This is a genomic window from Streptomyces sp. NPDC006296 (assembly GCF_040613235.1).
In the GTDB taxonomy this organism is placed as follows: Bacteria; Actinomycetota; Actinomycetes; order Streptomycetales; family Streptomycetaceae; genus Streptomyces.
In genome coordinates this window covers 36,936-43,193 of the sequence record NZ_JBEXRT010000051.1, presented here as the reverse complement: position 1 = coordinate 43,193, position 6,258 = coordinate 36,936, and the positions used below count along the sequence as shown (strand labels likewise).

The 6,258-nt window shown below is 74.0% G+C and carries 6 protein-coding genes and 1 pseudogene; all 7 read left to right on the top strand.

The features are described from left to right. Positions 1-559: pseudogene (locus ABZ172_RS26910) on the top strand (hypothetical protein); the annotation flags it as partial. Between the two features lie 501 nt (positions 560-1,060). After that, on the top strand, positions 1,061-1,243 hold the full coding sequence (locus ABZ172_RS26905) for a hypothetical protein (protein ID WP_356887369.1): 183 nt from the start codon (positions 1,061-1,063) through the stop codon (positions 1,241-1,243). Further along, positions 1,240-1,971 carry a hypothetical protein gene (locus ABZ172_RS26900; RefSeq protein ID WP_356887367.1) on the top strand — a complete coding sequence of 244 codons (732 nt, stop codon included), beginning with the start codon at positions 1,240-1,242 and terminating at the stop codon, positions 1,969-1,971. Before ABZ172_RS26905 ends, ABZ172_RS26900 begins: the two co-directional genes overlap by 4 nt. Continuing rightward, positions 1,968-2,891: a hypothetical protein gene (locus ABZ172_RS26895; protein WP_356887365.1), complete on the top strand. Its 924-nt coding sequence runs from the start codon at positions 1,968-1,970 to the stop codon at positions 2,889-2,891. The genes ABZ172_RS26900 and ABZ172_RS26895 overlap by 4 nt, the downstream gene beginning before the upstream one ends. Before the next feature lie 4 nt (positions 2,892-2,895). Continuing rightward, positions 2,896-3,924: a serine hydrolase domain-containing protein gene (locus ABZ172_RS26890; RefSeq protein WP_356887363.1), complete on the top strand. Its 1,029-nt coding sequence runs from the start codon at positions 2,896-2,898 to the stop codon at positions 3,922-3,924. Positions 3,925-4,063: 139 nt separating this feature from the next. After that, positions 4,064-4,906 (top strand): nitrilase-related carbon-nitrogen hydrolase, encoded by an 843-nt coding sequence (locus ABZ172_RS26885; RefSeq protein ID WP_356887361.1) that lies wholly within the window; start codon positions 4,064-4,066, stop codon positions 4,904-4,906. Further along, entirely contained in the window at positions 4,903-6,186 is a 1,284-nt protein-coding gene (locus tag ABZ172_RS26880; RefSeq protein ID WP_356887359.1) for an aspartate aminotransferase family protein, read from the top strand. The genes ABZ172_RS26885 and ABZ172_RS26880 overlap by 4 nt, the downstream gene beginning before the upstream one ends. The last annotated feature ends 72 nt before the right edge of the window (positions 6,187-6,258 follow it).

Genomic DNA, 6,258 nt, shown 5'->3' with positions numbered 1-6,258 from the left:
GGTACCCCGCGCGCCGGAACCGGACCCCGCCGCACGCCGGGCCGCCGAGGCCGCCGTCGCGCTGCTCGTCCGCCTGCGCGCGGACGGCCGCAGCGGTGAGGCGCACGGTGTGCTCTGCGAAGCGGCCGGATGGCCCGCGGGGCATCTGCCGGTCCTCGCCGCCGCCCTGCACGGGGCGGGGCTCGACGCCGACTGGGCGACCCTGCTGTGGGAGGTGGCCTCCCTCCCGCTTCTCGAACTCGTTTCCGTGTCAGGTGCGTTGACCGTCGCGGGCCGTACCGGCGACGGGGAGCGGCTGCTGCGGCAGGGGGCCGCGCGGCCGGCCGACGAGGTCGCCGAGGCCGTCGTCGCCCTCGACCGGGCCGGCCTGGAACCCGAGGCGCGGGCACTGCTGGGCGCGTTCGTCCGCGTACGCACCCCGCAGGAGGCGGCAGGCATCGCGCGGGGCGGACCGCGCCACCTGGCCGCCCGTCTGCTCGCCGCGGCCCGCGAGGTGTCCACGGCCCGCGAGCGCGACCTGGTCCACGCGCTGCGGGTGGCGGGCATCGCGGCTCCGTGACCGCCCCGACCCGCCTCACGCCCGGCGGGGCCCGCGCCTGGCCGGGGCCTGAGTCCTGTCGGGACCCGGGTCCTGTCGGGCCCGGGGGCGGTCGGTCGGCCGGCACCGGCGTGGTCCCGGGGAGCGGCCCGCGCGAAGCCGATGCCGCTGCCACGGATCCGTGACGCGCGGGGGTCACGCCACGCGGGGGCTCCCCGGCGCGCAGCCCCCGGGCCACCCGGGCCCCGGCGCGCAGTCCCCCGGGGCACGCTGTCCGAGGCCAGGCGCCCCGAGGCAGGTCCGCCCCCCGGTGCCGGGCGCCGCCGAGGTCCCGGGAACCGGAGATCGGGGGTCCGGGAACCCCGGCCCGGCGGGGCGGTCCGCCGGGCTCTGCGGCATGTGGTGTGTACACGTCGCCAGTGCTCATGGGGTTGGCGAGATAAATCCGGACGAACCCCCTATCGTCGGACGCGGCATCACCACACAAGTGGTACATGTCCCCCCAGTGATGTGGAGGCAACCATGCTCACCCAGGAGTTCGCTCTCACCGCGACACCGGCTCAGACCACGACGCTGAGCGCCCTGATGGCGGAGCCCGAAGCCACCGTCAGCGACGCCCCGCTCTACACCCCCGAGGCGGCGGGCTTCCTGCTCGCACTCCTCCTCCTGTCTCCCAAGGAGCCGAAGGAGCCCCGGGGCAAGTGAGTTCCCACTCCGCATTCGCCGAGGCGGCTGACGCCCTGGCAGCCAGTGTCCTCGGTGCCCTCAGCGGCACCGGGGGCGCTGTGCAGCTGGCCCGGCACGTCGACGACGCCCCCGACACCCTCGCGGCCCTGGCAGCCGTCCGCGTCCTCGGGCCCGACGTCTTCAGCCCCCACCTCCTCCACGACGCACCCTTCGAGGCTCAGGACGCCGCCGTCGTGGCCAAGGCGTTCGACGCGTTCCCCGCGTCCGGCTCCTCCGAGGAGCCCGCGGTCGCCCACCGCGACCACGCCACCGTGTCCCTGCTCGCCCGGCTCTCCGGCGACGACACCCTGCGGACGCTCGCCTCGGCGCCGCCCGACGGCACCGCCCTCGCGCGCTCCGACGACTGGAGCGGCTGGTGCGTCCGGATGGCCCAGCTGGCCCCGCTCGCCACCCCGGGGCTGGACGGCGCGGTCCACGAGGCGGCCCGTGCGGGTGCGCTGTCGCTGAGCCGCGGTGTCAGCCGGTCGATCCTGCGCCGCGACTTCCCCACCGCCGTGCGTCTCGTCCGCTGGCTGGCCCTCCTGCAGTCCGAGGGGGCCGAGCTCCCCCTGGATCCGGACATCGCGGCCGAGCACGCCTGGCTGGTGGGCGGAGCGGGTCCGCGCACCGCCCTGGACCTGGCGATCGCCCGGCACTTCCTCGACCAGCGGCCCGGCGGGGCCCCCAAGGAGACGGCACGCCCATGACGACGACGATCCCCGAGCCGGTCACCCGGGCGGCCCGCACCATGGCCGACCGAGCGCTGTCGTGGCTGCACGCCAACCGGGACCTCGGCGGGCTGCCCCCGGGCACGACCGAGACCATGGCCGATCCGGACAGCGTCTACAAACCCCTGGGGGAGACCACGCTCGCGGCCTCGCTGATCCTGCGCGACGGCGTCGCGGGCGCCGGCCGGCTGGCCGCCGCCCAGAGCCTCATGGACTTCACCTGGGAGCAGTTCAGGCGCGGCGACATGATCTACGAACGCCAGCTCCGCCACACCCTGATGACGGACCCCCTGGAGATGTACGCGCCCTTCGTCCGCTGCGGCTACCGGCACGAGGGGCTCGACCAGCTCCTCGCCCACCGCGCGCGCATGCGGTCGGCCGGCAGCGTCGAGGTCCTGCCCAACCGCCGGCTGGCCGTGGCCAACGCCGCCCGGATCGTGGGCCTGCGGCACACCGAGGACATGGGCGCACTCGCCGCGGCCACCTGGCTCGGTGCCCGGCCCGAACCGTGGGCGGTCAACTGGATCACGGCCTACGCGGTGACCCACACCGTCTTCCACCTCACGGACTGGGGCGGGAACCCGGGCGGGCTGCCGCCCGAGCTCGCCGACTACGTGCGCACCTGGCTCCCCGTGTGGATCGACGTCTGGCGCGAGGTGGGGCAGTGGGACCTCGTCGCGGAACTGCTCGTCGTCGGCGCCTCGATCGAGGACCCGTACTGCCGGGCCGAGGACTGGGAGGCGCTCGCCGCGCTCCAGCACGAGGACGGACTCGTCCCCCGGGACAGCGATCCCGTCGACGACGACCCGCAGCAGCGGTTCACCGACCACCAGCACACGGTCGTCGTGGCGGCCGTCGCCGGCTCCGTCGCGCTCGCCAGGGCGGCGGGGCAGCGGTGAGGGCGTGACCCGGCCGCCGCTGACCGCGTCCCTGCGGCCGCTGCTGACGGCCGCCCGCGGTCCGGCGGCGGCGGTCGCGGCGGTGCGGGGCACCGAGCGGGTGGTGCTGTGCCGCGGACCGGCCGGACCGGACACCCGCTTCGAGACGGGCTCGCTGACCAAGACGTTCACCGCCCTGCTGCTCGCGGAGCTCGCCGCCCGGGGCGAGGTCCGCTACGGCGACCGGGCCGACCGCTACCTGCCGTTCCGGCTGCCCGGGCCGCCGCTCACCCTCCTGCACCTGGCCACCCACACCTCGGGGCTGCCGCGCCTGCCCCCCGGACTCCTCGCCCGGGCGGTCCGCAGCGGCTGGCTCAGCAACCCCTACGCGGGGTTCCACGAGGACGACCTGCTCGCCTCGCTGCGTCGCACCCGGCTGCGGCACAGCCCCGGGATCCGGGTGCAGTACTCCAACTTCGGCGGCGGCCTGCTCGGTCATGTGCTCGCCCGGGCGGCGGGCGGCACCGGCGGTGACTACGCCGCCCTGCTGGCCGAGCGCGTCACCGGGCCGCTCGGCCTGCTCGACACGGACTGCTCGGCCAACGGCCCCCAGGCGACCGGGCACTGGCACGGGCGCCCGCGCCCCGCCCTGCTGATGCCCGGGCTGGTCGCGGCCGGGGCCGTGCGTTCCAGCGCCCGCGACCTGCTGCGCCTCCTGACCCTGCTGCTGCACCCGGACACCGCCCCGGGCCCCGTGCTGCGCACCGCCCTGGCCGAGGTGCAGCGGCCCCGGCTGGTCGTGCCGAGGACCGGGTCCCGGCTCTGCCTCGTCTGGAACCTCCGCCCGCGCCCGGACGGGCCGTTGGTCCACCACTCCGGGGGGACCCGCGGCTTCACCGCCTTCGCGGGATTCCTCCCCGCGTCGGACACCGCGCTCGTGGCCCTCACGAACACCGCTCCGACCCCGCTCGCGCCCTTCGTCCAGTCCGCGTACGGGGCGTTGTGCGGACTGGTTCCGGGGCCCTCCGGAGGGGTGTGGACCGCTCGGGTATGAAACATGATCGACTCAGCCGGTTCACGGCGATGGTCTTGCCCCGCTGTGTGACGGGGCTTACGTTCTCCTCCTACGCCCCGTGTCTACGGGCGTAGAGAACACAGAGGCTCTCTCTGACGCCGCGTCGAAGGAGCAGCTCATGTCCCATGTCGTACGCGCCGCACTCGTCCAGGCGACCTGGACCGGCGACACCGAATCCATGATCGCCAAACATGAGGAACACGCGCGTGAGGCCGCCCGGCAGGGTGCTCGGATCATCGGCTTCCAGGAAGTGTTCAACGCCCCCTACTTCTGCCAGGTCCAGGAGCCCGAGCACTACCGCTGGGCCGAACCGGTCCCGGACGGGCCGACGGTACGGCGCATGCAGGACCTGGCCCGCGAGACGGGCATGGTCGTCGTCGTGCCGGTCTTCGAAGTGGAGCAGTCCGGCTTCTACTACAACACCGCGGCGGTGATCGACGCCGACGGCTCCTACCTCGGCAAGTACCGCAAGCACCACATCCCGCAGGTCGAGGGCTTCTGGGAGAAGTACTACTTCAAGCCGGGCAACGCCGGCTGGCCGGTCTTCGACACCGCCGTCGGCAAGGTCGGCGTCTACATCTGCTACGACCGGCACTTCCCCGAGGGCTGGCGCCAACTGGGACTCAACGGAGCGCAGTTGGTCTACAACCCGTCCGCGACCTCCCGGGGCCTCTCCAGCCATCTGTGGCAGCTGGAGCAGCCCGCGTCCGCCGTCGCCAACGAGTACTTCGTCGCCGCGATCAACCGCGTCGGCCGGGAGGAGTACGGCGACAACGACTTCTACGGCACGAGCTACTTCGTCGATCCGCGAGGACAGTTCGTCGGTGACGTCGCGAGCGACAAGGAGGAGGAACTCCTCGTGCGCGACCTGGACTTCGAGATGATCGAGCAGGTCCGCCGACAGTGGGCGTTCTACCGGGACCGCAGGCCGGACGCGTACGACGGGCTGGTGCAGCCGTGACCGGACTGCACGAGCGGCACCTGGCCGTCAGCCCCGCATGGATGGCGCTGTACTACCGGCACCCCCTCGAACTCACCCACGGCGAGGGCCGCCACGTCTGGGACGCCGACGGCAACCGCTACCTGGACTTCTTCGGCGGCATCCTCACCACGATGACCGCACACGCCCTGCCCGAGGTGACCAAGGCCGTCTCGGAGCAGGCCGGCCGCCTCGTCCACTCCTCGACGCTCTACCTCAACCGCCCCATGGTCGAGCTCGCCGAGCGGATCGCCGCCCTCTCCGGCATCCCCGACGCCCGGGTCTTCTTCACCACCTCCGGCACCGAGGCGAACGACGCGGCCCTGCTGCTGGCCACCGCCCACCGTGCGTCCAACCAGATCCTGGCCATGCGCAACAGCTACCACGGCAGGTCGTTCTCGGCCGTCTCCATCACCGGCAACCGGTCCTGGTCGACCACCAGCCTGTCGCCCCTGCAGACGCTGTACGTCCACGGCGGGGTCCGCACCCGGGGACCCTACGCAGAGCTGAGCGACGAGCGCTTCATCAGGGCCTGTGTGGCGGACCTGGAGGACCTGCTCGGGCACACCCGGGGTGTGGCGGCGCTGATCGCCGAACCCGTCCAGGGGGTCGGCGGGTTCACCGCACCGCCCGACGGGCTGTACGCGGCCTTCCGCGAAGTGCTCGACCGGCACGGCATCCTGTGGATCTCCGACGAGGTCCAGACGGGCTGGGGGCGCACCGGCGACCACTTCTGGGGCTGGCAGGCCCACGCGTCGAACGGGCCGCCGGACATCCTCACCTTCGCCAAGGGCATCGGCAACGGCATGTCGATCGGCGGGGTCGTCGCCCGCGCGGAGGTCATGAACTGCCTCGACGCCAACTCCATCTCGACGTTCGGGGGTTCACCGGTCACCATGGCGGCCGGCCTCGCCAACCTCTCCTACCTGCTGGAGCACGACCTCCAGGGCAACGCCCGGCGGGTCGGCGGACTGCTCGCCGAACGGCTCCGCGCGGTCGCCGCCGGCTCGCCCGCCGTGCGGGAGGTGCGCGGCCGGGGTCTCATGATCGGCATCGAGCTGGTGAAGCCCGGCACCGACGAGGCCGATCCGGAGGCCGCGACCGCCGTCCTGGAGGCGGCCCGGGCCGGCGGACTGCTGATCGGGAAGGGCGGCGGCCACAACACCAGCGTGCTGCGCATCGCGCCGCCCCTGTCGCTGACCGTCGCCGAGGCCGAGCAGGGCGCGGAGATCCTGGGCGAGGCGCTGCACGCGGCGGTCTGAGCGCGGGGACCCCGCCGCGGGGTCCCCGCCGCGGCGCGGACCCCGTCCCGTACGTCATCACGCACCCGGCCC